The organism is Aeromonas jandaei (genome assembly GCF_037890695.1).
GTDB classification, from domain to species: Bacteria; Pseudomonadota; Gammaproteobacteria; order Enterobacterales; family Aeromonadaceae; genus Aeromonas; species Aeromonas jandaei.
In genome coordinates, this window is sequence record NZ_CP149571.1 from 1,739,997 (window position 1) to 1,765,570 (window position 25,574).

Annotated in this window: 21 protein-coding genes and 1 pseudogene; 12 read left to right on the forward strand and 10 right to left on the reverse strand. The window is 59.5% G+C overall.

Features of this window, described 5'->3' with window-relative positions; translation table 11 throughout:
• Positions 1-140: 140 nt before the first annotated feature.
• The 4 genes from WE862_RS08545 to WE862_RS08560 all read right to left on the reverse strand — a co-directional run bounded on the left by WE862_RS08545 (position 141) and on the right by WE862_RS08560 (position 3,611).
• Positions 141-329, reverse strand: coding sequence for a hypothetical protein (locus WE862_RS08545; protein ID WP_033114101.1), 189 nt, complete (start codon positions 327-329; stop codon positions 141-143).
• Positions 330-533: 204 nt separating this feature from the next.
• Complete coding sequence (locus WE862_RS08550) at positions 534-1,139, reverse strand: DUF2076 domain-containing protein (protein WP_042031693.1); 606 nt, start codon at positions 1,137-1,139, stop codon at positions 534-536.
• 79 nt (positions 1,140-1,218) lie between these two features.
• Complete coding sequence (locus WE862_RS08555; protein WP_042031692.1) at positions 1,219-2,265, reverse strand: NAD-dependent epimerase; 1,047 nt, start codon at positions 2,263-2,265, stop codon at positions 1,219-1,221.
• A complete protein-coding gene (locus tag WE862_RS08560; RefSeq protein WP_042031691.1) occupies positions 2,262-3,611 on the reverse strand; it encodes a UDP-glucose dehydrogenase family protein in 1,350 nt (449 codons plus the stop codon). Before WE862_RS08560 ends, WE862_RS08555 begins: the two co-directional genes overlap by 4 nt.
• 241 nt (positions 3,612-3,852) lie before the next feature.
• Here WE862_RS08560 and WE862_RS08565 point away from each other — a divergent pair, with 241 nt between their 5' ends.
• Positions 3,853-4,464: a YitT family protein gene (locus tag WE862_RS08565; RefSeq protein WP_042031690.1), complete on the forward strand. Its 612-nt coding sequence runs from the start codon at positions 3,853-3,855 to the stop codon at positions 4,462-4,464.
• 81 nt (positions 4,465-4,545) lie between these two features.
• On the opposite strand, the gene WE862_RS08570 is transcribed toward WE862_RS08565, so the two are convergent.
• The 5 genes from WE862_RS08570 to WE862_RS08590 all read right to left on the reverse strand — a co-directional run bounded on the left by WE862_RS08570 (position 4,546) and on the right by WE862_RS08590 (position 10,718).
• Positions 4,546-5,592 carry an ABC transporter ATP-binding protein gene (locus tag WE862_RS08570; protein ID WP_042031689.1) on the reverse strand — a complete coding sequence of 349 codons (1,047 nt, stop codon included), beginning with the start codon at positions 5,590-5,592 and terminating at the stop codon, positions 4,546-4,548.
• Positions 5,589-6,647, reverse strand: coding sequence for an ABC transporter ATP-binding protein (locus WE862_RS08575; protein WP_042031688.1), 1,059 nt, complete (start codon positions 6,645-6,647; stop codon positions 5,589-5,591). Before WE862_RS08575 ends, WE862_RS08570 begins: the two co-directional genes overlap by 4 nt.
• Positions 6,648-6,678: 31 nt before the next feature.
• Positions 6,679-8,496 (reverse strand): extracellular solute-binding protein, encoded by a 1,818-nt coding sequence (locus tag WE862_RS08580; RefSeq protein WP_042031687.1) that lies wholly within the window; start codon positions 8,494-8,496, stop codon positions 6,679-6,681.
• A 150-nt stretch (positions 8,497-8,646) separates the two neighbouring features.
• Entirely contained in the window at positions 8,647-9,690 is a 1,044-nt protein-coding gene (locus WE862_RS08585) for an ABC transporter permease (RefSeq protein WP_042031686.1), read from the reverse strand.
• Positions 9,691-9,692: 2 nt separating this feature from the next.
• Positions 9,693-10,718 (reverse strand): ABC transporter permease subunit, encoded by a 1,026-nt coding sequence (locus WE862_RS08590; protein WP_042031685.1) that lies wholly within the window; start codon positions 10,716-10,718, stop codon positions 9,693-9,695.
• Between WE862_RS08590 and WE862_RS08595 the strand changes: the two genes are divergently transcribed.
• The 9 genes and pseudogenes from WE862_RS08595 to WE862_RS08635 all read left to right on the forward strand — a co-directional run bounded on the left by WE862_RS08595 (position 10,717) and on the right by WE862_RS08635 (position 20,607).
• A complete protein-coding gene (locus WE862_RS08595) occupies positions 10,717-11,007 on the forward strand; it encodes a hypothetical protein (protein WP_156128744.1) in 291 nt (96 codons plus the stop codon). The genes WE862_RS08590 and WE862_RS08595 overlap by 2 nt on opposite strands.
• Before the next feature lie 451 nt (positions 11,008-11,458).
• Positions 11,459-14,014 carry a TonB-dependent receptor gene (locus WE862_RS08600; protein WP_042031684.1) on the forward strand — a complete coding sequence of 852 codons (2,556 nt, stop codon included), beginning with the start codon at positions 11,459-11,461 and terminating at the stop codon, positions 14,012-14,014.
• Positions 14,015-14,122: 108 nt separating this feature from the next.
• Positions 14,123-14,888: pseudogene (locus WE862_RS08605) on the forward strand (DUF3450 domain-containing protein).
• Positions 14,885-16,258, forward strand: a complete 1,374-nt coding sequence (locus WE862_RS08610; protein ID WP_042031682.1) for a MotA/TolQ/ExbB proton channel family protein — start codon at positions 14,885-14,887, stop codon at positions 16,256-16,258. Before WE862_RS08605 ends, WE862_RS08610 begins: the two are co-directional and overlap by 4 nt.
• Positions 16,259-16,268: 10 nt before the next feature.
• Entirely contained in the window at positions 16,269-16,796 is a 528-nt protein-coding gene (locus WE862_RS08615; RefSeq protein ID WP_042031681.1) for a MotA/TolQ/ExbB proton channel family protein, read from the forward strand.
• A gap of 67 nt (positions 16,797-16,863) precedes the next feature.
• Positions 16,864-17,271 carry an ExbD/TolR family protein gene (locus WE862_RS08620; protein WP_033137735.1) on the forward strand — a complete coding sequence of 136 codons (408 nt, stop codon included), beginning with the start codon at positions 16,864-16,866 and terminating at the stop codon, positions 17,269-17,271.
• A gap of 16 nt (positions 17,272-17,287) precedes the next feature.
• Positions 17,288-17,923 carry an energy transducer TonB gene (locus WE862_RS08625; RefSeq protein ID WP_042031680.1) on the forward strand — a complete coding sequence of 212 codons (636 nt, stop codon included), beginning with the start codon at positions 17,288-17,290 and terminating at the stop codon, positions 17,921-17,923.
• Between the two features lie 11 nt (positions 17,924-17,934).
• The gene (locus WE862_RS08630; RefSeq protein WP_042031679.1) at positions 17,935-19,176 is read left to right on the forward strand and encodes a tetratricopeptide repeat protein; all 1,242 of its coding nucleotides are present in this window, start codon (positions 17,935-17,937) and stop codon (positions 19,174-19,176) included.
• A 510-nt stretch (positions 19,177-19,686) separates the two neighbouring features.
• The gene (locus WE862_RS08635; RefSeq protein WP_042031678.1) at positions 19,687-20,607 is read left to right on the forward strand and encodes a L,D-transpeptidase family protein; all 921 of its coding nucleotides are present in this window, start codon (positions 19,687-19,689) and stop codon (positions 20,605-20,607) included.
• Positions 20,608-20,702: 95 nt separating this feature from the next.
• Here the strand turns inward: WE862_RS08635 and sppA are convergent, their stop codons facing one another.
• Positions 20,703-22,547 carry a signal peptide peptidase SppA gene (sppA, locus tag WE862_RS08640; RefSeq protein WP_042031677.1) on the reverse strand — a complete coding sequence of 615 codons (1,845 nt, stop codon included), beginning with the start codon at positions 22,545-22,547 and terminating at the stop codon, positions 20,703-20,705.
• A 209-nt stretch (positions 22,548-22,756) separates the two neighbouring features.
• Here sppA and WE862_RS08645 point away from each other — a divergent pair, with 209 nt between their 5' ends.
• A complete protein-coding gene (locus WE862_RS08645; protein ID WP_042031676.1) occupies positions 22,757-24,784 on the forward strand; it encodes an FAD-dependent oxidoreductase in 2,028 nt (675 codons plus the stop codon).
• A gap of 105 nt (positions 24,785-24,889) precedes the next feature.
• The gene (locus WE862_RS08650) at positions 24,890-25,438 is read left to right on the forward strand and encodes an NAD(P)H nitroreductase (RefSeq protein WP_033114114.1); all 549 of its coding nucleotides are present in this window, start codon (positions 24,890-24,892) and stop codon (positions 25,436-25,438) included.
• Positions 25,439-25,574 lie beyond the last annotated feature (136 nt).

Here is a 25,574-nt window from a genome sequence, read left to right on the forward strand (position 1 = left end):
TGAGTAGAGAAGATATAGAGGAACATGGCTGCCATCGCCATGAAAGCAGTGGATCCTGTTGTTATAGCGGGGGGATTTCAGAGAGCAAAATGGTATGGAACTAACGGCATTGCGAGAGTTTCATACCATTTTTCATCGGGTTAGAAGTCGTGGTGATACTCATGCTCATCCAGGTCGGCGGGAGGAAGCGCGCGATAGAAGCTGCCAATTTCGCTGACAACCCAGAGCGAAAGCAGGATCAACATGCTGATAAGGGGAAGCAGGGTGTGGTTCTGGGTCAGGGCATAGGCCGCGATGGCGGCGCCAATCAGGAGAAGGGTTCGGATCATGAGGTGGCTCCTTGTCGTCATGGGGGTGTTGCGTGGCCACGGACAGAGCGCCTGGGGTCGGGAGTATCTCCCGGGTGGCACGAAGCGAAGTTATTATATCGCGTCATGCCGCTGCCGGTCCGTGGTGTCATCACACTTTCCATAGTCATGGGTTTCGTATCGAGTTGGGCCCCGCCAGATGCGGGGCCAGTAATGGTTTGACGGTTAGAAGAAACCGCCGTTGTTATCGTCACTGTCGGTCCAGCCGCCACTCTGGCTATCGTCGTCGAGAAAACTGCTGCCAACATCGGGAGGTGAATCCCAGCCGTCCCAGCGTACCGGTTCCGCATCGACCGGATTGGCGATGGGCGCTGGCTCTATGATGTCGATGATCTCCTCGGGCCGGTTGCTGTGAAACAGTCCGCCGATCATGTCGGCCAGCATGACTCCACCGGCAACCCCGGCTGCGGTTTGCAGGGCGCCACCGAGAAAGGAGCTGGTACGGGAAGCGGGTTGGGCAGGCGCAGTTGCCGGTGGCGGCGTGAAGCGCGGGGGCGGAGTGCTCTCGCCACCAAACAGGCCGGAGAGAAAACTGCCGCCGCTCGAACTGCTTTGGCTGGCCTCCAGCTCCTTGACTCGCTCGTTGAGGCGGGTAAGGGCAGCCTGCTGGATCAGCAGCGCCTGGGTCATGTAGTAGGGGGCATCGGGCTGCTCTGCCAGATGCTGGCGGATCAGCTGATCCGCTTGTTGGTCTCGCTTGCTATCCCTGGCTTGCGCTTGCTTGAGGCGGTCGAACAGTCCATCGATCAGACCCTGTTCCTGCTGTTGCATCTCAAATCCTCGCTATGGTGCGCAGACAGTGCGTTCAGCCATCCTAAAACGCGTGGCAAGCCAGTGGTACCGGATTAACTCATCGGCGACCAAGGGCTGCAGCCCGACAATTTGACGCGCCGGGTTGGTAGTAGTCGAGATACCAGCGGACGAACGCGGCGACCCCCTCCTTGATCGAGGTGGCGGGGCGCAGGCCGGTGAGGGTATGGAGGGGCTCGCTATCGGCCCAGGTAGCGTGCATGTCGCCCGCCTGCATCGGCAGCATTCGCTTGATGGCAGGTTTGCCGAGGGCCTCTTCCAGCGCCTCGATAAAGTCGAGCAGCCGCACCGGCTGACCATGACCGATGTTGAGGATGCGGTAGGGCGCGGCGCTCTCGGCAGGAGTCTGCTCGCTGGCGTGCCAATCGGGATTGGGACGGGGCGGCCGGTCGGCGACGGCGAGGATCCCTTCGACGATGTCGTCGATAAAGGTGAAGTCGCGGCTGAGATCGCCGTGGTTATAGACGTCGATAGGCTCGCCCGCGAGGATGGCGCGGGTGAACTTGATGATGGCCATGTCGGGCCGTCCCCAGGGGCCGTAGACGGTGAAAAAGCGCAGCCCCGTGGTGGGCAGGCCATAGAGAGCCGAGTAGGCGTGAGCCATCAGCTCGCCACTCTTCTTGGTGGCAGCGTAGAGGGAGACCGGGTGATCCACCGGCTGCTCGGTGGTGAAGGGCATCTGGTCGGTCAGACCATAAACCGAGCTGGAGGAGGCGTAGAGCAGATGCTGGATGCCGTGGTGGCGGCACCCCTCCAGCACTGTCAGCATGCCGGTGAGGTTGCTGTCGGCGTAGGCAAACGGGTTTTCCAGCGAGTAGCGTACCCCCGCCTGAGCCCCCAGATGGATCACCCGCTCGAAGCCATGACGGGCAAAGAGAGCCGCCATCGCTTCGCGATCCGCCAGATCGACCCGTTCGAAGTGGAAATGGGGATAGCTGGCCAATTGTGCCAGTCGCGCCTCTTTCAGACTCACCTCGTAGTAGTCGTTGAGGTTGTCGATACCCACCACCCGATGACCTGCCGCGCAGAGCCGGCTGGCCACGTGAAAACCGATAAAACCGGCGGCCCCGGTCACCAGCCAGCTCATGGTTGCACCTGCGCGAGAGGAAGGTGAGGGCGCCCTATGGCGTAGTAGCAAAAGCCCTGCTGGTGCAGGCGAACCGGATCGTAGAGGTTGCGCCCGTCGATGATGACGGGGCTGGCTAGCAGGCTCTTCATCCGGGCAAAGTCGGGGACGCGGAAGGATTGCCACTCGGTGCAGATGAGCAGGGCATCGGCCCCCTCCAGTGCAGATTCCTGAGTCGGGCAGAGCAGCAGATCCGGTCGCTCGCCGTAAAGTTCGCGAGCGCGAGCCATCGCCTTGGGATCAAACGCCTGCACCCTGCCGCCAGCGGCCCAGATGGCGGCCAGCAGCGGGCGGCTCGGCGCTTCGCGCATGTCGTCGGTGCCGGGCTTGAACGCCAGTCCCCACAGGGCAAACGTGCGGCCGCGCAGATCCGGGCCGAAGTGACTCAGCAGCCGCTCAGCCATCTTCTGCTGTTGGCGCTGGTTGACCTGCTCGACCGCAGCGAGCAGCGGGGTGTCGCAGTCGACGCGGCGGGCTGTGTGGAGCAGGGACTGGATATCCTTGGGGAAGCAGGAGCCGCCATAGCCGCAGCCCGGGTAGAGGAAGTGGTAACCGATGCGGGGATCGGCCCCCATCCCCTGGCGCACCGCCTCGATATCGGCCCCCAGCTCCTCGGCGAGTGCCGCCATCTCGTTCATAAAGGAGATGCGGGTGGCCAGCATGGCGTTGGCGGCGTACTTGGTGAGTTCGGCACTGCGCAGATCCATCACCACGATCCGGTCGTGGTTGCGGTTGAAGGGGGCGTAGAGGGCGCGCAACTGCTCCTGCGCCGCCTCGCTGTCACAGCCGATGATGATGCGATCCGGCCGCATGCAGTCGCTGACAGCCGCCCCCTCCTTGAGAAACTCGGGGTTAGCCGCCACGTCGCAGTCGAGAGCTACGCCACGCTCCGCCAGCCGGGCCTGAATATGTTGCCGCACCTGCTGCGCCGTGCCGACCGGCACAGTGCTCTTGGTCACCACCAGCTTGGGGCTGCTCATCAGCCGGCCTATGGTGTCGGCCACCGTCAGCACATGTTGCAGATCGGCAGAGCCATCCTCATCTGCGGGTGTGCCTACTGCGATGAGCAGCAGGTCGGCGTGCTCGACTCCAACGGCGGGGTCGGCAGAGAAGTGCAGACGACCGCTGGCCAGATAGCTCTCGACCAGCGGGGCCAGCCCCGGTTCGTAGAAGGGGATTTGGCCCTGCCGAAGCGCGGCGATCCGCCCCTCATCCACATCGATGCAGCAGATCTGATGGCCCACCTCGGCCAGAACGGCGGCCTGAACCAGCCCGACATAGCCTGTGCCAAAAATGGTGACCTTCATGGAAAACGCCTCTTGCTGCGGATGGGATGCGGGGTATCAGAGGGCGGCATGCTGCATCTTGGTGCAGCGAGTGTCAATGCCGGATGACAGGCACCAGAATGGGGCGTGCAGCCCTCTTGTTGTGATCATTTTCACAAAAAATAGACTGGGCCTCATAACGAAGCCCTGCCGACAGGGCTCGCAGCCCGCCGAGCACGGCTGGCGACAGACACTCTCTCTTTACTTCGCTTGGATACAGGTTATGGACAACACCTCGACTCGTACTGCCCATCCCGTCTATGAGGATGTGCTGGCCCTGCTGACCGCGGCAGGCTTCGTCTCCCTCGGCATCTTCCTGTTTCATCAGGTGGGCCTGCTCACCGGCGGCACCGCCGGGCTGGCATTGCTGCTGCAACAGGTAACGGGCATCAGCTTTGGCCTGCTCTTCTTCGGCATCAATCTGCCCTTCTACGCGCTCGCTTGGCTCAGGATGGGGCCGCGCTTTACCCTCAACACCTTCGTCTCGGTGGCGGCGGTCTCCTACATGACCGATCACCTCAACGGCGTGTTGCAGATCGGCAAGATAGAGCCGCTCTATGCGGCGCTGATCGGTGGCACCCTGATCGGTATGGGGCTGCTTATCATGTTTCGCCACAAGTCGAGTCTGGGGGGCTTCAATATTCTGGCGCTCTTTATTCAGGATCGCTTTGGCATCCGGGCGGGCAAGCTGCAAATGGGGCTCGATTGCGCCATCGTCATCGCCTCGTTCTTCGTGGTGCAGCCCTGGATTCTGGCCCTCTCCATCGTGGCGGCGGTTATCTGTAATCTGGTGTTGACACTCAACCACAAGCCGGGGCGCTACCAGATCGCCTGACGGTTGGCAGATTGACCCGATAGCACGAGGCGGCCAGAAGGCCGCCTCGTCTGTTTCTACCCTGGCGTCTGTTCGCTGCGCCTAGCTCGCCTGTTCCAGCCTGCTGTCACCGTTCGTAGCGTTGCTACTGATGGAACTGCCGCTGATGGCGTGACTACCGACGGCGAGCGGGGTGTGACAGGCCACCTGATGATGGGCCTCATCACACGCCTCCAGCCTGGGCGCTTTGCTTTTGCACAGCTCGGTCGCATGGGGACAGCGCTGATGGAAGTGGCAGCCGCTTGGTGGCGAGATGGGGGAGGGCACATCGCCGGTCAGCAGAATGCGCTGGCTGCGCCTGCGCGGGTCCGGTACCGGAATGGCGGAGATCAACGCCTGGGTATAGGGGTGGCGCGGCGCCAGATAGAGCGACTGGGCATCCGCCAGCTCGACGATCCGTCCCAGATACATCACCGCAATCCGATCCGAGATATGTTTCACCACCGACAGATCGTGGGCGATGAAGATGATGGAGAGGTTCATCTCCCGCTGCAGGCTGAGCAGCAGGTTGACGATTTGCGACTGCACCGAGACATCGAGGGCCGAGACTGCCTCGTCGCATACCAGCAGTTTGGGCTTGAGGGCGATGGCGCGGGCGATGCCGATCCGCTGGCGCTGACCGCCGGAAAACTCGTGGGGGTAGCGATCCACCGCACTGCCAGGCAAGCCCACTTTTGCCAGCAACTCCTGCACCCAGCCGCGGCGCTGCTCAGTGTTGCCTTTACCGTGGATGATAAAGGGCTCCTCCAGGATCTGGCCCACGGTGTGGCGGCTGTTGAGAGATTCTGCAGGATCCTGAAACACCATCTGCATCTCCTGACGCAGGGATCGCATCTCTTTCGGGCTGAGGGCGGTGATGTCGCGCCCCTCGAAGGTGATGGTGCCCGCGGTCGGCTCGAACAGCTTGAGCAGACTTCGCCCGAGGGTGGATTTGCCGCAGCCCGATTCACCCACCAGCCCCAGCGTTTCTCCCTGTTTCAAGTCGAAGCTGATGCCATCCACCGCGTGAACCGTATATTGCTTGCGCAGGAACCCGCCTCCCAGCCGGAAGTGCTGTTTCAGATCCCTGACCGATAACAGAGTGCTCATGGGGTCAACTCCTTCCAGTAGTGACAGGTGACATGGTGGCGCGGATTGAGTTGCTCCACCGCCGGAATGGCACTGATACAGAGATCGGTCGCGTGGGGGCAGCGGTTGGAGAAGCGGCAGCCAGCGGGCATCTCGTGCAGGGCTGGCACCTGTCCCTTGATGGTCTTGAGCAGGCTCTTGGGCTCATCCTCGAGGCGCGGGATCGAGCTCATCAGGCCGTGGGTATAGGGGTGGCGGGGGTGGTCAAACAGCTCGAACACGTCGGCCTGCTCTACCGCCCGCCCGGCATACATCACCACCACTTCGTCGCACAGCTCCGCCACTACCCCCAGATCGTGGGTGATAAAGATGATGGCCATGCCGGTCTGGGCCTGCAGCTCTTTCATCAGTTCGAGGATCTGGGCCTGAATGGTGACATCCAGCGCCGTGGTCGGCTCGTCACAGATAAGCAGGTCTGGCTCGCATGAGAGCGCCATGGCGATCATCACCCGCTGGCGCATGCCGCCGGAGAGGTTGTGGGGATAGACCGCAAAGCGCTGGGCCGGTTCCGGGATACCCACTTTCTGCAGCATGGCGATGGCCGCGGCTTTGCGCTGGGCCTTGTCATACTCGGGGCGATGGAGGCGAAACACCTCCATCAGCTGCTCCCCCACCGTCTGCACCGGATTGAGGGCCGTCATTGGCTCCTGAAAGATCATCGAAATGCGGTTGCCGCGCACCTTGTACATCTGATCCGGCGCAAGCGACAGCAGCTCTTCCCCCTGAAAGCGGATGGAACCGGCGACCACCTGACCATGGGGCTTGGGCAAGAGCCCCATGATGGCGAGCGAGGTGACGCTCTTGCCGCAGCCGGACTCGCCGACGATCCCCAGCGTTTGACCCGGGGCCACCTTGAAGCTGACCCCGTCGAGCACCTTGATCTTGCCGTCGTCGACGGCGAACTCCACCTCGAGATCGCGTACTTCGAGGATTGGGGCTGGGTGCTGGCCGTTATCAGCGGCGAACTCCCCCCCGTTATCCGGTACGTCAAGAATGGGGGCCTGGGTGTTGGGCATAACGGCTGCTCCCTTCGCAATGGCCTGAATATCAATGACGTGCATAGGTCTTGTCGAGCAGGTTGATGGGCGCCAGCGCCTCCCCTGCCTCCTTGGCGTTGCGGGTCTCTTCCTTCACCTTGGGATCGAGCCAGAGCAAACCGCCGCTACTGTGAGGATAACCATCCATCGGCCAGTAGAGCAGATCCGGTGTGTTCTTGGTGGCAGGTACCTCCGGCAGCATCACATAACGCCAGCTGCTTGCCCGCACATAGTTGAGCTGCACCCCGGGCACGAAAATGGCGAGATCATAGATGCGCTGCTGGATCTGCTGGGAGAGCTTGGCCCGCTTGGCCATGTCGAATTCGACGTTGTAGGCGTCGATCAGCGCGTCGAGCTCCTTGTCAGCCACGTTGAACAGGTTGTTGGTCTGCGGTTTGTTGGCATTGGTGGAGTGGAAAAACTCCCAATATTGCGGATAGAGACCGCCGCCGCCCCAGCCGAGCCAGGCCGCTTCGTGTTTCTTCTCCAGCATCACCTTGAAGCCGGTGGCGCCATCCACCAGATTGAGCTCCAGGTCCAGACCCGCCTTCTTGGCCTCCTCTTTCAGCACGGTCAGCCGCTTGGAGTGCTCCTGACTGGTGTAGGTGAGCGCCAGCGTGAGCCTTTCCCCCTTCTCATTTTGCAGGATGCCGTCAGGCCCCGGCTTGTTGTAGCCGCCCTTGGCAAAGTACTCCCGCGCCTTGCCGATGTCATAAGCCCGCTCCGGCAGCGTGATGTCAGTGAACTCGCCAAAGCCCGAGTCGAAGGTGGTGGCTCTGTCGTAGTCGCCGCGCAGCACGGTTTTAATCATCTTGTCGATGTTGAAGGCGTGCTGGATGCCGAGGCGCACGTTTACGTCCGCCAGTTTGGGGTTGGCCACATTGAGGTGCACCCCCTGACCGCCCTGTTTGGTGTCGGTCATGGCCATCACCTTCTGCACGTACCCCTTCTTGTACTCAGAGGTGACCGCTTTTTCATGCCACCAGTTGGGCAGGATCATCTCGAAGGTATCGATCTCCCCTTTCAGGAAGTGACGGAAGGCGATGTTATGGTCGCGGATCACCTGCACCTTGATGGTGTCGATGTTGAATCTGTGCTGGTTGTAGCGATCATCCTTTGCCCACCAATCCTTCTGCTTGCTGAAGGTAACCGACTTGCCCTTCTTGACGTCGCTGATCACGTAGGGACCTGTGGTGGGCACAACGGCCCAGTTGTACTGCTTCACCCAGTTGGGGGTCAGCTTGTAGTAGTGCTTGGGCTGGGGCCACAGCTCGGTGGTGTTGAGCAGGTCCATCTTGGCCTTGCGGTTGCCTGCTTTGACCAGAATGGTGTGGTCATCGATCTTCTCTACAGCTACCACTTCAGTGGTGTAGTAATTGTTGAACCATGGCCCCTTGATGTGTTTGGAACGCATCATCTCGTAGCCGAAGGTGTAGTCATCGGCATTTACCGGCTTGCCATCCGACCATTTGGCGCGTGGATCCAGCTTGAAGTAGACGGTTTGGCTGTCTGGCGCGATGGCCCAGTGGGTCGCCAGCGAGGGAATGGGGTTGCCGGTATTGGGGTGGAAGCTGATGAGCCGCAGCTGGTTATCGAGAATAAAGGAGCGGAACGAACCGTTGGAGTCAGGCCCCACGGTGCGAAACGTCAGCGGAAAGCTGTCCACAAACATATTGAGGCTGCCGCCCGGCAGCGCCTTGGGGGAGGCGAACACAGGATCCGTGTCGTTGGTCTCCCATTTGAGATCCGCGGGCAGGCTGGCCGCCCAGACCCAGGATCCGTTTACCAGCACAAAGAGAGCACCTATCCATTTGATTTTATTTTTCATGTTTGACTTCCAGGTCTGGCCCCTGCACTGGGGGTCTTGATTGATAACGGGATTATCCCTTGCCCCGGGACCGCCGGTGGGGGTGGTTCGTCCTTCATTAATGACTGTTTGTTACCCGGCGCCTGCCGATGCGCGTTGGTAGCGGCTGGCTTACTGGTAACGGGTAAATTTGCGCGGATCGAATGCCTCGCGGATCGCCTCGCCGATGAAGGAGACCATGATCAGCACCAGACTCACCGCTGCCACCACCGAGCTGACGATCCAGATGGCGTCGAGATTGTTGATCCCCTGCGAGAGCAGCTCTCCCCAGCTCGGGGTTGGTGGTGCCAGCCCGAAGCCCAGATAGTCGAGTGCCGTCAGGGTGGAGATATTGCCCACCACGGCGAACGGCGCCAGTGTGACGATCATCATCAGGGTGTTGGGCAGGATGTGGTGGAAGATGATCCTCCCGGTGGTCGCCCCTTGCGCCCGCGCCGCCATCACATAGTCCCGCGCCCGCTCCTTGTAGGTGAGGGTGCGCATATACCAGGTGATCCCCATCCATCCGAACAACACGTTGATGGCTACAAACAGGCCGAAGTTGGGTTTGGCTAGCGACACCAGAATCATGATGACGTAGAGAAACGGCACCTGGGACCAGATCTCGATAAAGCGTTGCAGGATGAGATCAAAGCGGCCGCCAAGAAACCCCATCAGACAGCCGATGGTGACCCCGATGGCGTAACTGGCCGCCAGCGCTATAAAGGCAAAGCCGATGGCGATGCGAAAGCCGTAGACCAGCCGTGCCAGCACGTCGCGACCGCTGGCGTCGGTGCCGAGGAAGTGGCGCTCAGCCATGCTCGGAGCATAGGGCGGGTAGGCATCCTCCTTGAAATCCTGCTCGTAGGGGTTCCAGGGTACCGGTGGCAACAGCACCCAGTCACCCTGACCCTCTGCTGAAAACTTGGCCTTGAGCTGGCGGTAGTTGGTTTCGTACTCATAATCGAGCCCGAACTGCTGACCGGGGATCACATCGCCATAGGTGGGGAAGTGCAGTTGGCCCTGATAGCTCACCATCAGCGCCCGGCTGTTGACCAGCAGCTCTGCCAGCAGGGAGAGTAGTACCAGCGCAGTGAAGATGATGAAGGAGTAGTAACCGCGCTTGATCGACTTGAAGCGCTTGAGTTTTTTCAAGGTAACCGGATTGAGCTTCATGATCAGTCTCCAAACCGCACGCGCGGATCAACAAGGGCAACGCAGATATCGGAGACGATATTGCCCATCAGCATCAGCATGGAGGTGATGGCGAGAATGCCCATAACGGTGGGGTAATCCCGCTCGACGATCGATTCATAACCGAGCAGGCCGATGCCGTCGATGTTGAAGATGGTCTCGATGAGAAAAGATCCGCCAAAGAAAACGGTAAGCACAGACCCCAGGTGACTGGCGATGGGGATGAGGCTGTTGCGCATGGCATGGTCGGTGACCGCCTTGCGAAACGGCAACCCCTTGGCCACGGCGGTGCGCACATAATCTGCCGACAGGTTCTCCATCAGGCTGTTTTTCATGGTCATGGTGAGGATGGCGAAATCCCCGATGGCGTAGGCGATAAGCGGCAGCAACGCGTGGGCAAAGACAGTGCGGATCTGATCCCAGCTGCTGGTCATCGAGTCGTACTCGTCCCCCGGAAAACCGCCCATCGGCAGCCACTCCAGATGAAACGCAAAGACGGTGATGAGAAAGATCCCCACCACGTAGGCAGGCAGGGCATAGGCCATGTAGATGAGCATGGAGCTTAACGAGTCGAAGCGGCTGTTGTGCCTGAGCGCCTTGGCCACCCCGAGCGGGATGGAGACCGCATAGCTTAGCAGAAAGGTCGCCAGTCCGAAGAAGGCGGTGACGGGGAGCCGATCCTTGATGAGATCCCATACCGGTTCGTAATAACGGGTTGATTCGCCCAGATCGAGTACCGCCAGCTTTTGCAGCCATTCCCAGTAGGCGATCAGCATTGGCTTGTCGAGACCATAGAAGGCCTTGAGCTCCTCGATCTGTTCATCGGAGAGGGCCTGAGCCCCCTTGCTGCCACTGGCGCGGCCAGATTCATTCTGGGAAACCTGGGCTTGCAGTAGCATGCGCTCGACCGGACCGCCCGGCACGAAACGGGTGATGGTGAAGACGAGCAGGGTAATACCGAGAAACGTCGGGATGATCAAAAGCGTCCGGCGTAGGAAATACGACAGCATGATGGAACCTCGTCCTTGTTGTTCTTTTTGTGACCAGTCAAATCCGGTGACGGGCCTGTCCTTCCTGGAATTACGCGCTGGATTGGTTGCCAAACAGCAGACAATCCGCTTGGCCACTGTAAAAGCTCTGCAACAAAAATCAAGTACAAGAAAATGGAAAACTGGGAAAAATGACCCGCTGAGACCCAAATTACCGAGAAATGATGTTTTTTATCTGAAAAGCGAAAATAAAAACAAAATGCTACTACTCAACATTATTTTAAAAAATATAAATAGCTGTTTATTTTAACTTTTAGCAAATATAAGCATTTGATTTAAATTGCATTTGTTGGGGTTGGTGAAATTGAGTGAAAACGATATCATCTCGATGGTTATATCTGTTATCCCTATGAAACAGGTCAGGTTCAAGCCTCATGAAGTTAGTGTTTTATTCTTATTAAGGCCGGTAAGTCGAAATAAGATATAAATAGACAGCACGTTAACTAATAAGTTCATCAATTTTTAATTCAGCGCCATTCACTGCATTTAACAATGCCTTTACATTGGTTTGGTCGTATTTGGCAGAATTATTCACTAATTATATCGGTCGAAATTAATACACTCCGCTTATTCTAACGTCTGACCTCACCACACCCATGCTCCATTGACGCCGCTAGTCAAAGATTGATAAGCCTTACGCATCGCTCCAAAGAGGGCGGTATCAGGAAGCAAACAATAAACAACCAGGAAGGATATAAGCGATGCTTAGGAAGAGCAGAATCTCTGCTGCGATTGCGTTCGCCTTGGCGAGCCTTGCGGCAGTCCCATCTGTATCTGCCGAAGAAGGGCAGAACGTCGAAAAACTGCAGAAAATCAAGGTTACTGGCTCCCGTATCTCCCGTGTCGATGTCGAGGGCGCAACTCCTGTTGTTGCTGTCAGCAAGGTTCAGATCGAACAGTCTGGTCAGCAGACTGTGGCGGATTATCTGAAACAGGCCTCTTACAACTCCTTCGGCGGTTTCTCCCCTTCATCCGGCAGTTCTGCCCAGTCACAAGCCACCGTTGGTTTGCGTGGCCTTGGGGAAGATCGCACCCTGGTGCTGCTCAATGGCAAGCGAATTGCTGGCTCTCCTACCATGGGAGGCACTGCCATCAACCTCAACACCATCCCAATGGCGGCGGTTGAGCGAGTGGAAGTGAACCTGGATGGCGGCTCCGCGCTCTACGGTTCTGATGCCATCGGTGGCGTTATCAACGTGATCCTCAAAGAGGGTTTTGAAGGCTTGTCATTCCAGGGGCGTGTCGGTTCCCCAAGCGAAGAAGGTGGGGATGAGAAGAGCGGTTCCATCGTCAGTGGCGTTTCGGGTGAGAAGGGCGCCTTGATGATGGTCTACGAGCACGATGTCAAAGACGAGATCTACTACAAGGATCGTGACTATCTGGCCAAGCAGGGGGCTGAGTCCCCTAGCCTGTATGGTCGCAATATCAAGGGGGTAGACGCGACAACTGGCAAGACGGTCACCCGTACTCTGAATGGGGTTGACTGTGAAGGCACCGGTCCCGGTTTCGTCACCAAGGGCACGGCTTGCCGTTTCGACTTTGCCAAGGTCGCAGCCAAAACCGCTTCACGCACCCGTGATACCGTCTATGTGAACGGTCGTTACCATATCAATGACAGTGTGGATTTTGTGCCGCAGATGATTGGTTCCCGCGTCACCAGTTTTGGTCGCTTCGCGCCTGCTGCCGGTGCCTTCACCGTGGATGGTTCCACCCCGGAAAGTGCCGCAGTCCTCTCAGCCAACAACTTCAGCACCGCCAAAGCCGCTACCGTTTACTACCGTTTCAGCAACGTCGGGCCCCGTGACAACGATGTAACCGACTTGACCGGTACCCTGAATCTCGGTTTTGAGGGCACCGTTCCGACCGAAACTGTAGGGGATGTGGAGTGGAACGCCGGTTACATGTACTCCAAGACCGACAACCAGAGCATTGGTAATGGTTATGTTCTGGAACCAGCTGTCCAGACCCAGGTCAACAGCGGCAAGTTTGTCAATGGCAGCTTCTCCGCTGACGCCACCAAGGATCTCTCCTATACCACCAGCCGCAACTCCAAGATGGACTTCTTCCAGTGGTATGGCGGTCTGGGCTGGGAGATGGGCGCATTGCCTGCTGGCCCCGTCAGCTGGTACTTGGGCGCCGAGTATAACGACTGGGTTTACTCCGATACCTATGACAGCCAGTCCGAAGCGGGTAACGTACTGGGTTCATCCGGTAACTCCGGTGGTGGTGTGCGCGATGTGTTTGCCACCTATATCGAGAGTCTGATCCCCATCACCGAACAGATCGAGCTGAACCTGGCGGGGCGTTACGACAAGTACAGCGATTTTGGCAGCGCCTTCTCGCCCAAAGCGAGCCTGCGTTATCAGCCGCTCGACCAGCTGATGTTCCGAACCTCCTGGTCCCAGTCGTTCCGTGCGCCGGGTCTGAACGATCTTTACGCGGCGGATGCCGAGTCAGCTGACTTTGCCAAGGACTATGTCTATTGCCAGGCAAATGGTGTGGCCAACTGCTCTGAAGAGCAGTATATGACCACCCGTCAATCCAACAAGAACCTGAAGGAAGAGACAGCCAATACCTTCACTATCGGTACTGCCTACAACCCTCTGGACAACCTGAACCTGTCGCTTGATTACTACTACATCAAGATTGATGACGTGATCCAGCTGGCCACCACCCAGACCCAGTTCTATCAGGAGCTCAACACCGGCAGCAACCCGAACGTCATCCGTGACGCCAATGGTGATGTCGAGATGGTCTATGCGGGCATGGTCAACCTGGGGCAACTCAAGACCAGTGGTATCGACTTCAAGGCAGACTACAAGTACGACTTCAACTCCTTCACCCTGCGTTACGATTTTGGCAGCACTTACATTCTGAAATATGAGGAAGGTCTGTTTGCTGGCGGCCCAATGGTCGACAAGAAGGGCTGGAATGGTAAACCCGACTTCCGCTTCAACTCCGGGATCGGTGCCAACTTCCCGCAGTTGTGGAATCTGGATACCTACCTGAGCACCAACTATATCGACTCACAGAGCCAGGACTATGTAGATGGCAAGGAAGAGGGTCATATCGCCTCCAACACCGTCTGGAACCTGAACGTAGCCGTCGATACCAGCTGGAATGCCAAAATCCAGACCGGCGTGAAGAACATGTTCAACCGCGGACCTTCCCTGTCGAGCGATGGCTTCACCTATGAAGAAGACCTCTACAGCATCGACGGTCGCGTCTACTACATCGACTACACCCAGAAGTTCTAATCAACCCCGTTGATACACAACCTCAGCCGGCCCGGTCGGGCCGGCTGTGCCCAACGTCCAAGGAAGTTACGGAGATAGGGTAATCCTATGAAGACAAGGACCATTACAATGAAGAAAGCGCTCCTTGGCAGCCTGGTTTCGGCCGCCTTGTTGACCAGCTTCAATCTGAGTGCCGCCACTGCCGGTCAGGCCGTGGACGCTCAAGTCGCCACCAATAATGCAGCCAAAGTTTCCCAGCAGAAAATCGACAGTTATGCCGAATCTGCCGAGTCTGCACTGGCCCAGTACAAGGCCGCCCTGCGTCAGGTCGACAGTCTGCGCACCTACAACGAGCAGGTGGGCAAGATGGTCGAATCCCAGAGCGCCGAGCTGGCCTCGATGCAAAAGCAGATCGCCCAGATTGATCAGACCAGCACCGAAGTGGTGCCGCTGATGCTCAAGATGATCGACTCCCTCGAACAGTTTGTGTCACTGGATCTGCCGTTTCAGAAGGTCGAGCGGGAGGAGCCGCGTAGCGGCTCTGACCGACCTGATGAATCGGGCCGATGTCACCATCTCCGAGAAGTACCGCAAGATCCTGGAGGCTTACCAGATCGAGGAGGGCTTCAGCCGCACCATCGAGTCCTACAAGGCGAGCCTGGACAAGGATGGCAGCGAGAAGACCTACGAGTTCCTGCGCGTTGGCCGCATTGCGCTGCTCTATCAGTCCCCGGATGGCAATGAGACCGGCATGTGGAACAAGAAGACTCGCCAGTGGGAAGAGTTGCCCCAGGAGTATCGCAGTGCGGTTGAACAGGGCCTTCGCATCGCCAAGAAGCAGGCGCCTCCCGCGCTGATCAAGCTGCCGGTTCAAACAGCGGAGAAAGCATCATGAAAGGAATCAGACTTGCTATTGCCTCCCTGATTGCGGGAGCAACCCTGGTCACCCTGCCGGTGACTGCCGCCGAAAAACCGGTGGATCTCAATGCGCTGCTGAACCAGGTCAAGACATCCAGCCTGAGCGAATCCCAACTCAACAAGGAGCGGGAAGCCCGCTTCCTGGCTGACAAGAACGAGCAAGGGGCGCTGCTGGCCAAGGCCAAGGCCGAGCTGGCTGCCGAAACCGCCAAGGGCGAGCAGCTCAAGGCGACCTTCGATGCCAATGACAAGCAGCTGACCGAGCTGACTGAAACCCTTCGCCAGCGTTCCGGCAACATGGGTGAGATGTTCGGGGTGCTGCGTCAGTTTGCCGGTGAGTTCAAGGGGATCTTCAACGCCTCCGCCCGTCGGGTCGAGCATCCGGAGCAATCTGCCTTGCTGACCCGTCTGGCCGAGAGTAAAGAGCTCCCCTCCAGCGACGATCTGGAAGCGTTCTGGACTACCACCCTCAGCCGCATGGTTGATGGTGGCAAGGTGAGCCAGATCCCGGCGACCGTGGTTTATGGCGAGGGCAACCAGGCCGAGAAGACCGTCACCCAGATCGGTGAGTTCAACACCGTCTCCGAAGGCAAGTACCTCACCTTCGTGCCGGAGACCGGCAAGTTCGAGCAGCTCTCTCGTCAACCTGACAAGGGGGTGCTGGAACCTATCGCCGAGTTTGAACAGGGTGGTGACGGGGTCAAACCCATCTTCATCGACCCGTCTCGCGGCGTGATCCTCTCTTTGCTGGTGCAGTCACCGACTCTCAAGGAGCGGATCGATCAGGGTGGTGAAGTGGGTTACGTCATCATGGTGCTCGGCGTGCTCGGTACCCTGTTGGCCATCTTCTGCGGTATCCGCCTGTCGCTGATCGGCTCGTCCATGCGCAAGCAGCTGAAATCCGATCAGATCATCAAGGGCAACCCCATTGGTGACATGCTGGGGGCCTACCAGAGCCATCGCGGTGACAACATCGAGGATCTTGAGTCCAAGCTCGACGAGATCATCCTGCGCAACGTGCCCAAGTTCGAGAAGGGCATCAGCATCATCAAGCTGATCGCCTCGGTCGCACCACTGCTGGGTCTGCTCGGTACCGTGGTGGGGATGATTGCCACCTTCCAGGCCATCACCCTGTTCGGTACCGGCGATCCCAAGCTGATGGCTGGCGGTATCTCTGAGGCGCTGGTGACCACCATGCAGGGTCTGGTCGTCGCGGTACCCATGCTGTTCCTCTACACCATTGTGCAGACCCAGAGCCGTCGTCTGATCCAGGTGCTGGAAGAGCAGAGCGCCGGTTTCGTCGCCCGCTATCAGGAACGTCTGCACGCCTCCAAAGCCGCAGCGTAAGGAGTCACCCATGTGGTTCTGGTTGATTGAAGAAGTCGAGTCGGTCCGCCGGTTTTTGGGATTGGGGGGCGATGTACTGGTCGCCCTGTTCTTCCTGACCCTGATGATGTGGGCCCTGTTGCTGGAGCGCTGGTTCTACTTCATGGCGGTCTACCCCAGACAGGTGAGGCAGACCAAGGCCGCCTGGCTGGCCCGCACCGATCATCTCTCTTGGTCTGCCAAGCAGATCCGGCGCGAGCTGGTCTCACGGGTCGCCATGGCGGTAGACAAGGGGATGCCGGTCATCAAGGTGCTGATCGCTCTCTGCCCATTGATGGGGCTGCTCGGCACCGTGGTGGGGATGGTGCAGGTGTTTGACACCTTGGCCATCACCGGCACCGGTTCGCCGCGGGCGATGGCATCGGGGATCTCCAAGGCAACGGTACCGACCATGGCGGGCATGATTGCCGCCCTTTCCGGCCTGTTTTTTGTCAACCAGCTCGATCACAAGGCCAAACTGGCGGTGCAAAAGCTGGAAGACAACCTGAAACACGGCTGATGCAGGATGCATCCCCCCGGTGAGGCATGGCCTGCCGGGGGCACAGAACAAGCAAGGAGTTTCTGCTATGAGAAAACGTTACAGCGACAGCGGTGCCGACGAGGCGGCTATCGATTTGACCCCCATGCTGGACATAGTGTTCATCATGCTGATCTTCTTCATCGTCACCACCTCCTTCGTCAAGGAGTCCGGTGTCGAGATCAACCGTCCCAGTGCCAGCACGGCCGAGACGGTGAAGAAGGGCAATATCATGGTCGCGGTACGCGAAAACGGTCAGGTCTGGGTCGACAAGCGCATCGTCGAAGTGGGGGCGGTACGTGCCAACATCGAGCGGCTGCGGGCCGAAAACCCGGAGAGCGCTGTGGTGATCCAGGCCGATACCGAATCCCGTTCCGGTCTGGTGGTGCAGGTCATGGATCAGATCCGTATGGCCGGTGTCCAGAACATCTCCATCGCTGCCAGCAAGAGCAGCTGATGCTGGAGAGAGACCTATGAGATACCTGATATCGTTGGCGGTCTCCTGTGTGGTGGTGTTCTTTCTGTTTCTGGGAATGAACAAGCTGATCACACCGGATCACCGGGAGCTGGTGGAGAAGGATGACGTCGCCATGACCGATTTTATTCGCATCAAGCCCCAGGAGACCCTGCAAGAGAAGCAACGGGAGCTGCCGAAACCGCCGCCGCCGAACCGTCCACCGCCCCCTCCCGAGATGGAGGTGGCCAGCACGGATCGGCCGCAGATGGAGAGCTCTCCCATGGATATGCCCAAGCTCGACATTCCGGTCAACATTGGTGGCGGCAACGCCCTCGGTGCCTACAGCACCGGTGGCGGCGGTGGCGGGATCGGTGGCAACAACGGTGCCATTCCGCTGGCAACCTTCGAGCCCATGATGCCCCGCAAGGCGGCTCTGGCGGGGCTGGCCTCCGGCAAGGTGCTGGTGGAGTTTACCGTCACCGAGCGCGGCACCGTCAGCAACGTACGGATCGTCAAGGAAGAGCCACGCAGCTATGACCTTGGCAAAGAGGCGCGCAAAACCATCGCCAAGTGGACGTTCAAGCCCGCTATGGCAGATGGCAAACCGCAAGAGAGCCGCATGCAGCAAGAGATCGAGTTCGCGGTCAACTAAGGAAGGTGGCGATGAACAAGTTACACAAGATGATCCTCGCCCCGGTCGCCATGGCGGTGCTGCTTAGCACCGCCAGCTGGGCCGCCGAGCAGCCGGCCCTGTCGGATCGGGCTTATCGGGCGGTCAACAAGGCGCAGGAGCTGATCACTGACAAACAATACGGTCTGGCTAATGCCCGATTGCAGGAGGCGCTATCCAGCGTGGGTGATAGGGTCTACGACAAGGGGGTCATATTGCAGACTCTCGGTTTCGTGGCCGCCCAGCAGGAGAAATATGGCCAGGCGACCAAGTACTTTGCCGATGCCATCGCGACAGGCGGTCTGCCGCCACCGGTGGCCCAGCAGGTGCGCTACAACCTGGCCCAGCTTTATATGGCGGAGGGCAACTTCCAGGGGTCGATAAAGACCATGAGGGAGTGGTTTGCCAACCAGGGCAAAGATGACAAGCCCAACTCCCACGCCTATATCACCCTGGCCAACGCCCACGTGCAGCTCAAGCAGTACCGTGAGGCCATTCCGGCGGTGGATCAGGCGATCAAGCTTTCGGCGGGCAAAGCGCCGGAGTCCTGGTATCTGCTGAAGATGGCGGCCCACTACGAACTGAAACAGTACAAACAGGCGACCGAGGTGCTGACCATCCTGGTCGACATGCACCCGCAGCAGAAGAAGTACTGGACCCAGCTCTCGGCCATGCATATGCAGGCAGGCAACGATAGCAAGGCGCTGGCGGTACTGGAGGCAGCCTATAGCCTTGGCATGCTGACCGAACCGGCCGAATTGCAGCGTCTGGCCAACTATCTCGCCTTCAGCGGCATTCCCCATCGCGCAGCGCGGGTGATGGAGAAAGGGATGAAGGATGGGGTGATTGAGCAGAGCGCAAGCAACTACAAAACCCTGGCCAACTATTGGCATCAGGCCAAGGAGCTGGATCCGGCCATCGACACCCTGGCCAAATCCTATCAGCTGGTCCCGAATGCCGAATTACAGCTGAAAATGGCGCGAATGATGATCCAGAGCAAGCGCTATCAGGATCTGGTAGAGCTGGCCGCAAAGCCTGCGGCCAATGCCAATGGTGAACAGCGTGCGGATCTGAAGTTCCTGACCGGAGTCGCCTATTTTGAGCAACAAAAGCCCAAGGAGGCCCTCAACGCCTTCACCCAAGCGGCTCAGAATGGCAACGTCAGCGGGCGGGCATCCCCCTGGATCAGCTTCCTCAAGGAGCAGAGTGGCGTGGGGGAGGCGGCCGTCCAGTAATTCCAATGACAACTACCTGTAGTCCCTTTTATGGTTGCCTGGTGGCGCCATTAACCGCTCTTTGGAGCGGTTTTTTTATGGCTGTAGCCAGCACTGGCTGGTGGTCCAAGTGCTGTTTTATCCCTTTTCATGCAAATAAAGAGCCTCCGTCAACATTGGTCTATCTCCCCCGGATGTGAAAAACGTTTTGGCCACTGCTGTAACCGTGACACAAGGTGGCGCAGCATCTTGGTTGACGGGGGAGAGGGTAGTCTGCTGACAGGGGGGCGGTGCTATCCATCTCTCTCAGCTGCAACTTGCTAGTGTAGCTTTTGCCCTGTTGATAAGTGTCACACTGAAAACGGCCACTTTTAACAAGAAAAGCAACATATGGAAGTTGAAATTTTGGCCGACTCGGGAAAGAATGCGCGCTCGGTTATTGGCGCCGTGGTGCAGGTTTACCCGCCACCGGCAGACCGAGGATGAGACGGCCTCCGGCCCATTTGGTACAGGAAACCACACAGGAATTTTATGAATCCCCTTCGCACTGCCGCTTCGGCGCTTTTTTGCACACTTGCCCTGGTCAGCCAGCAGGCCGCTGCCGTTGAATACACTCTGCCTGCGGCCAACAGCCGCCTGATCGGCGAGAACCAGGAATACGTGGTGCCCGCGGACAACCGTCCGCTGGAGCAGATCGCCGCTGACTTCCAGCTGGGTCTCACCAACATCATGGAAGCCAACCCGGGCGTTGATCCCTATCTGCCGAAGGCGGGTAGCACCCTGATCATCCCCCATCAGCTGATCCTGCCCAACGCCCCCCGCGAAGGGATCGTCATCAACGTCGCCGAGATGCGCCTCTACTACTACCCGAAAGGCAAGAACGTGGTGGAAGTGCTGCCCATCGGCATCGGCCAGCTGGGGGTCAACACCCCGGAGAACTGGATCACCAAGGTAGAGCGCAAGCGCGCCAACCCGACCTGGACCCCGACCGAGAACATTCGTCGCCGTTATGCCGCCCAAGGCGTGACCCTGCCGGCGGTATGGCCGGCTGGCCCGGATAACCCCATGGGTCTGCACGCCCTATACATCGGCAACCTCTATGCCATCCACGGCACCAACGCCAGCTTCGGCATCGGTCTGCGGGTGAGCAGCGGTTGCGTGCGTCTGCGCGCCGACGACATCAAGTATCTGTTCGACAATGTGCCGGTCGGTACCCGCGTCCAGTTCGTCAACCAGCCGGTCAAGACCTCGGTCGAGCCGGATGGCGGTCGCTACATGGAAGTGCACGAGCCGCTGTCGCGCAACGAGGAGGAGTTCAACTCCACCGCCTCCGTGCCGCTCCCGATGACCCCGGCCATCACCCGCTTCATCGCCCACGCCGAGTCTGACTCCAACGTGGTCAAGCAGGTGCTGGAGCAGCGTACCGGCCTGCCGACCCGTCTCAATCCCTGATTGAACGCTCTGCCAGCGCCAAGCGCACTGGCAAGGCAGGCAAAGAAAACGGCGACCAGATGGTCGCCGTTTTTTATTGCTTCGTTTGCTGCATCTTATGGCACGCAGACCGGGCAGAAGGCGTAGGTGCCTTGCGGGTCGTTGAAGCGGGTGAGCGGGTCGAGAGTGCGGTTCACCTCGCTCAGCGCCTTGCCAAAGCCGGCCGGCAGCCAGCTCTGCAGCTGCGGGGCGAGCACGCGGGCGCTGCTGTCAAACAGCTGGCGCAGGAACTTGTCCTTGGTGGACTCCTCCTGCTCGATGGGGGTCACCTGCCACTCCTTGAGGTTGGCCAGATCTGCGGCGGCCTTGATGGCGTCATTGAGGTTGCCGAACTCATCCACCAGACCGAGCTCCTTGGCATCCTCGCCAGTCCAGACCCGACCTTCAGCCGCTTTCTCCGCCTCTTCCGGGCTCAGGCCGCGGCCCTTGCTCACCAGACCGACGAAGCGCTGGTAGGTATCCTCAACGCTCAGTTGAATCGCCTGCCCGACGTGCTCTGGCAGGGCGCGGGTCAGGCCGACGCCGACATAATCGGTGGTGCCGACGCCGTCGGTGTGCACGCCGTACTGGGAGAGCGCCTTGTCGATGGTGGCGAACATGCCGAATACCCCGATGGAGCCGGTGAGGGTGGTCGGGGAGGCAAAGATCTTGTCCGCATCGGCAGAGATCCAGTAGCCACCGGAGGCGGCGTAGCTGCCCATGGAGACGACTACCGGCTTGCCCGCCTGTTTCAGGGCCAGCAGCTCGGCGCGGATCTGCTCGGCGGCGAAGGCGCTGCCGCCCGGGCTGTCGACCCGCAGTACCACGGCTTTCACCTTGTCATCGCGGCGAGCATCGGCCAGCAGGTCGGAGAGGGTATCGCCGCCGATGGTGCCGGCAGGCTGGACGCCATCCATGATGGCGCCGCTGGCGACCACCAGACCCACTTCATCCTTGCCGCTCTGGGGATACTGATCCGGGATGGCGGCCAGATACTCTTTCAGGCCAACCCCTTTCCAACCGTGGTCGTCGCTCTCGCCCACTTCCTTGATGACCGCCTGGGTCATCTCGTCGCGGGTCGCCAGCTGATCCACCAGCCCGTTGTCGAGGGCGTAGTTGGCGGCGTTGCCACCGGCCTTGCGCAGCAGCTCGAGGAAGCGATCCTTGCCCGGTGCCACGGCGTCCGGTTCGATTTCGCGCTGCTCGGCTACATCGGCCACATAGGATTGCCACAGCTGATCCAGCCAGCGCTGGTTCGCCTCCTTGCTCTCGGGGGACATCTCGTCGCGGGTATAGGGCTCGACGAAGGATTTGTAGGTGCCGACCTTGAACACATGCGGGGTGATGTTGAGCTTCTCCAGCGCCGACTTGAAGTAGGTCTGGTAGACGCCGAGCCCCTCGATCACCACGGCGCCGCTCTGGTTGAGCAGCACGTGATCGGCATGGGCGGCCAGCAGGTATTGGCCCTGGCTGTAGAAGTCGGCCATGGCGATAACCGGTTTGCCGCTCTCCTTGAACTCGTCGATGGCGGCAGTCACCTCCTGCAGCTTGGAGAAGCTGGTGCCCTGCAGCCCCTGGGGCTTGATCACCAGCGCCTTGATGCGATCGTCATCCTTGGCGCTGCGAATGGCCCACAGCAGGTCGGAGAGGAGGATCTCGCTCGGCTGCTCGTCGCTGTTGTCCATCTGGCGCAGCAGCTGCGAGGTGGGATCGGTCGTGCTGCGCTGTTCCACCAGCACGCCGTTGAGGTTGAGGGTCAGAGCGCCTTCGATGGGCGTCTCCGGAGCCTCTTTCTGGCCAACGCTGTAGACGATGACCAGCACCAGTGCGAGAAACAGCAGATTGACCAGCATCAGCCGGGTGAAATTGAGCAGGCGCCACAGCGTGCGGAACAGCCAACCCAGACCTTTGAAGATAGACATAGTCGAGTTATCGCCCTGTTAATGGGTTAAAGAGGGCTCATTATTAACCAGTTGGCCCTTCAATTGCCATTTCCTGCAAAGAGTTACCGCTTAACTTCGTTCAGGGCACGGCTGTTCGCTGAAAAATCATCCAAACAATTGTTTGAAAAAGCATTTTCGATTCTTTACTCTAGTTGCAGTTTGATAACAAAAAATTAACTGGAGGCGTCGTGAGTCGTTACCCAACCCTGCTGACCCCGCTCGATCTCGGCTTCACCCAGCTGCGCAACCGCGTCTTGATGGGTTCCATGCATACCGGCCTTGAAGAGGAGAAGGGCGGTTTTGACAAGCTGGCCGCCTTCTATGCCGAGCGTGCCCGTGGCGGCGTCGGCCTTATCGTCACCGGCGGCATCGCCCCCAACCTGCGTGGACGGCTGGTGCCTCACGGCTCCCAGCTGAGCTTTCCCTGGCAGGTAAGCAAGCACAAGAAGGTGACCAGTGCCGTGCATAAGGAGGGGGGCAAGATAGCGCTGCAGATCCTTCATGCGGGCCGCTACGCCTACCATCCGTTCAGTCTGGCGCCAAGCTCCCTCAAGGCGCCCATCTCCCCCTTCAAGCCGCGCGCCATGAGCGAGCGGCAGATCCGCGGCACCATCCGCGACTTCGCTGCCACCGCAGCACTGGCCAAGGCGGCCGGTTATGATGGCGTCGAGGTGATGGGTTCGGAAGGCTATCTCATCAACCAGTTCATCTGCGAGCGCACCAACCAGCGCAGCGATGGCTGGGGTGGCAGCTTCGAGAAGCGGATGCGCTTCCCGGTGGAGATTGTCCGCGCTATCCGCGAGCGGGTTGGCACTGACTTCATCATTATCTTCCGCCTCTCCATGCTGGATCTGGTGGAGCAGGGGTCGACTCTGGAAGAGGTGATTGCCCTTGGCAAAGCGCTGGAAGCGGTGGGGGTGACCCTCATCAATACCGGCATCGGCTGGCACGAGGCGCGCATTCCCACCATCGCCACCAGCGTGCCGCGCGGCGCTTTCAGCTGGGTGACCGCCGAGCTGAAAAAGCACCTCAAGGTACCGCTTATCACCACCAACCGGATCAACACTCCCGAGGTGGCCGAGCGCATTCTGGCAGGCGGCGAGGCGGACATGGTCTCCATGGCGCGCCCCTTCCTGGCGGATCCCGAATTTGTCATCAAGGCGGCCGAGAACCGGGCGGACGAGATCAACACCTGCATCGCCTGCAATCAGGCTTGCCTCGACCATGTGTTCAAGCAGAAGCGCGCCTCCTGTCTGGTCAATCCCCGTGCCTGTTTCGAGACCGAACTGACCTTTGGCCGCGTGCCCCAGCCCAAGAAGCTGGCGGTGGTGGGAGCGGGCCCCGCCGGGCTGGCCTTTGCCTGCTACGCTGCCGAGCGCGGCCATCAGGTGAGCCTGTTCGATCAGGCGAGCGAGATTGGCGGCCAGTTCAACTTCGCCAAGCAGATCCCGGGCAAGGAGGAGTTTCACGAAACCCTGCGCTATTTCGCCAAGCGGCTGGAGAAGTGCGGCGTCGAGCTATATCTGGGCCAGCGCCAGAGTGCCGAAAGCCTGCTCGGCGGCGGTTTTGACGAGGTGATCCTCGCCACTGGTATCCGCCCGCGTACTCCCAATATTCCGGGGATCGAGCATCCCAAGGTATTGAACTACCTCGATGTATTGCGGGATCACAAGCCAGTCGGCCAGAAGGTGGCGGTGATCGGCGCCGGCGGCATCGGCTTTGATGTTGCTGAGTATCTGGTCGAGAAGAAGGTGGAGATGGATGCCGAGGGGCACCGTGATCACTGGCTCAAGGAGTGGGGCATCGACAAGCATCTCGGCGAGCGCGGTGGCCTCACCTCCCCTGAAATCGATGAGCCCGAGCGCCAGATCTGGCTGCTCCAGCGCAAGGAGAGCAAGGTGGGTGACGGTCTTGGCAAGACCACCGGCTGGATCCACCGCACCGTGCTCAAGAACCGCAAGGTGCAGATGCTCTCCGGTGTGCAGTACCTGCGCATCGATGACGACGGGCTTCATATTCAGGTGGGTGACAAGCAGCAGTGTCTGCCGGTGGATCAGGTGATCATCTGCGCCGGACAGGAGCCGCTCAAGGAGCTGCATGCTGGTCTGCAGGCCGCTGGCAAGCCGGTACACATCATCGGCGGTGCCGATGTGGCTGCCGAACTGGATGCCAAGCGGGCGATCAGACAGGGCGCCGAACTGGCGGCGGTCATCTAATCTCTCCCCGCCATCATGAAGGAGATAAACCCCTGAGCATCAGGGGTTTTCTTCATTCGGCGCTGTGCTAAGGTAGCGCCATCATTGCCCAAGAAGGAATTGCCCATGGATGCCCTCACCCTGCTGCTCAACCGCCACTCCTGTGGCCGTCTCGCCGATCCCGCTCCTGCTGGCGAGGTGCTCGACAATATTTTGAAGGCGGGGCTGCGCGCGCCGGATCACGGCACCCTGACTCCCTGGCAGTTCATTCTGTTTGAAGGGGAAGGCCGCGAGCGGCTGGGCAAGCTGTTGGCCGAGGCGGCCCGTGCTCGTGGCGAGGATGAAGAGAGCATCAAGAAGTGCAGCGAGGCGCCGCTGCGGGCACCGCTGGTCATCGCGGTGGCAACCCGTTATCAGGAGCACCCCAAGGTGCCGAAGCTGGAGCAGGAGCTCTCTGCCGGTTGCGCCGTGATGGCGATGCAGATGGCGGCGCAGGCGCAGGGTTTCAACGGCATCTGGCGCTCCGGCTGGTTTATCTTCGACGAGCAGATCAACAAGGGGCTGGGACTGGCGGCAGAAGATCAGCTGGTGGGCTTCCTCTACCTCGGCACCCCCATGCTGGAAGCGCGCAAGCTGCGTGAACTGCCTATCGAGCAGTTTGTCCGCCACTTCTAGGTTGCTCGGTAAATAGTCCAAAAGAGAAAGCCCCTCAGTGCAGGGGCTTTTTGTTTAACCGTGAATAGTAACCAGAGTGGCAGGAGAAAATAAACGGCTCCAAGGGGGTCGGCGGGGCGTAGCAGGTAATTATTTA

Coding starts and splice junctions, on each gene's coding strand:
- WE862_RS08545 (WP_033114101.1), bottom strand. CDS start 329: ATGATCCGAACCCTTCTCCTGATTGGCGCCGCCATCGCGGCCTATGCC.
- WE862_RS08550 (WP_042031693.1), bottom strand. CDS start 1,139: ATGCAACAGCAGGAACAGGGTCTGATCGATGGACTGTTCGACCGCCTC.
- WE862_RS08555 (WP_042031692.1), bottom strand. CDS start 2,265: ATGAGCTGGCTGGTGACCGGGGCCGCCGGTTTTATCGGTTTTCACGTG.
- WE862_RS08560 (WP_042031691.1), bottom strand. CDS start 3,611: ATGAAGGTCACCATTTTTGGCACAGGCTATGTCGGGCTGGTTCAGGCC.
- WE862_RS08565 (WP_042031690.1), top strand. CDS start 3,853: ATGGACAACACCTCGACTCGTACTGCCCATCCCGTCTATGAGGATGTG.
- WE862_RS08570 (WP_042031689.1), bottom strand. CDS start 5,592: ATGAGCACTCTGTTATCGGTCAGGGATCTGAAACAGCACTTCCGGCTG.
- WE862_RS08575 (WP_042031688.1), bottom strand. CDS start 6,647: ATGCCCAACACCCAGGCCCCCATTCTTGACGTACCGGATAACGGGGGG.
- WE862_RS08580 (WP_042031687.1), bottom strand. CDS start 8,496: ATGAAAAATAAAATCAAATGGATAGGTGCTCTCTTTGTGCTGGTAAAC.
- WE862_RS08585 (WP_042031686.1), bottom strand. CDS start 9,690: ATGAAGCTCAATCCGGTTACCTTGAAAAAACTCAAGCGCTTCAAGTCG.
- WE862_RS08595 (WP_156128744.1), top strand. CDS start 10,717: ATGATGGAACCTCGTCCTTGTTGTTCTTTTTGTGACCAGTCAAATCCG.
- WE862_RS08590 (WP_042031685.1), bottom strand. CDS start 10,718: ATGCTGTCGTATTTCCTACGCCGGACGCTTTTGATCATCCCGACGTTT.
- WE862_RS08600 (WP_042031684.1), top strand. CDS start 11,459: ATGCTTAGGAAGAGCAGAATCTCTGCTGCGATTGCGTTCGCCTTGGCG.
- WE862_RS08610 (WP_042031682.1), top strand. CDS start 14,885: ATGAAAGGAATCAGACTTGCTATTGCCTCCCTGATTGCGGGAGCAACC.
- WE862_RS08615 (WP_042031681.1), top strand. CDS start 16,269: ATGTGGTTCTGGTTGATTGAAGAAGTCGAGTCGGTCCGCCGGTTTTTG.
- WE862_RS08620 (WP_033137735.1), top strand. CDS start 16,864: ATGAGAAAACGTTACAGCGACAGCGGTGCCGACGAGGCGGCTATCGAT.
- WE862_RS08625 (WP_042031680.1), top strand. CDS start 17,288: ATGAGATACCTGATATCGTTGGCGGTCTCCTGTGTGGTGGTGTTCTTT.
- WE862_RS08630 (WP_042031679.1), top strand. CDS start 17,935: ATGAACAAGTTACACAAGATGATCCTCGCCCCGGTCGCCATGGCGGTG.
- WE862_RS08635 (WP_042031678.1), top strand. CDS start 19,687: ATGAATCCCCTTCGCACTGCCGCTTCGGCGCTTTTTTGCACACTTGCC.
- sppA (WP_042031677.1), bottom strand. CDS start 22,547: ATGTCTATCTTCAAAGGTCTGGGTTGGCTGTTCCGCACGCTGTGGCGC.
- WE862_RS08650 (WP_033114114.1), top strand. CDS start 24,890: ATGGATGCCCTCACCCTGCTGCTCAACCGCCACTCCTGTGGCCGTCTC.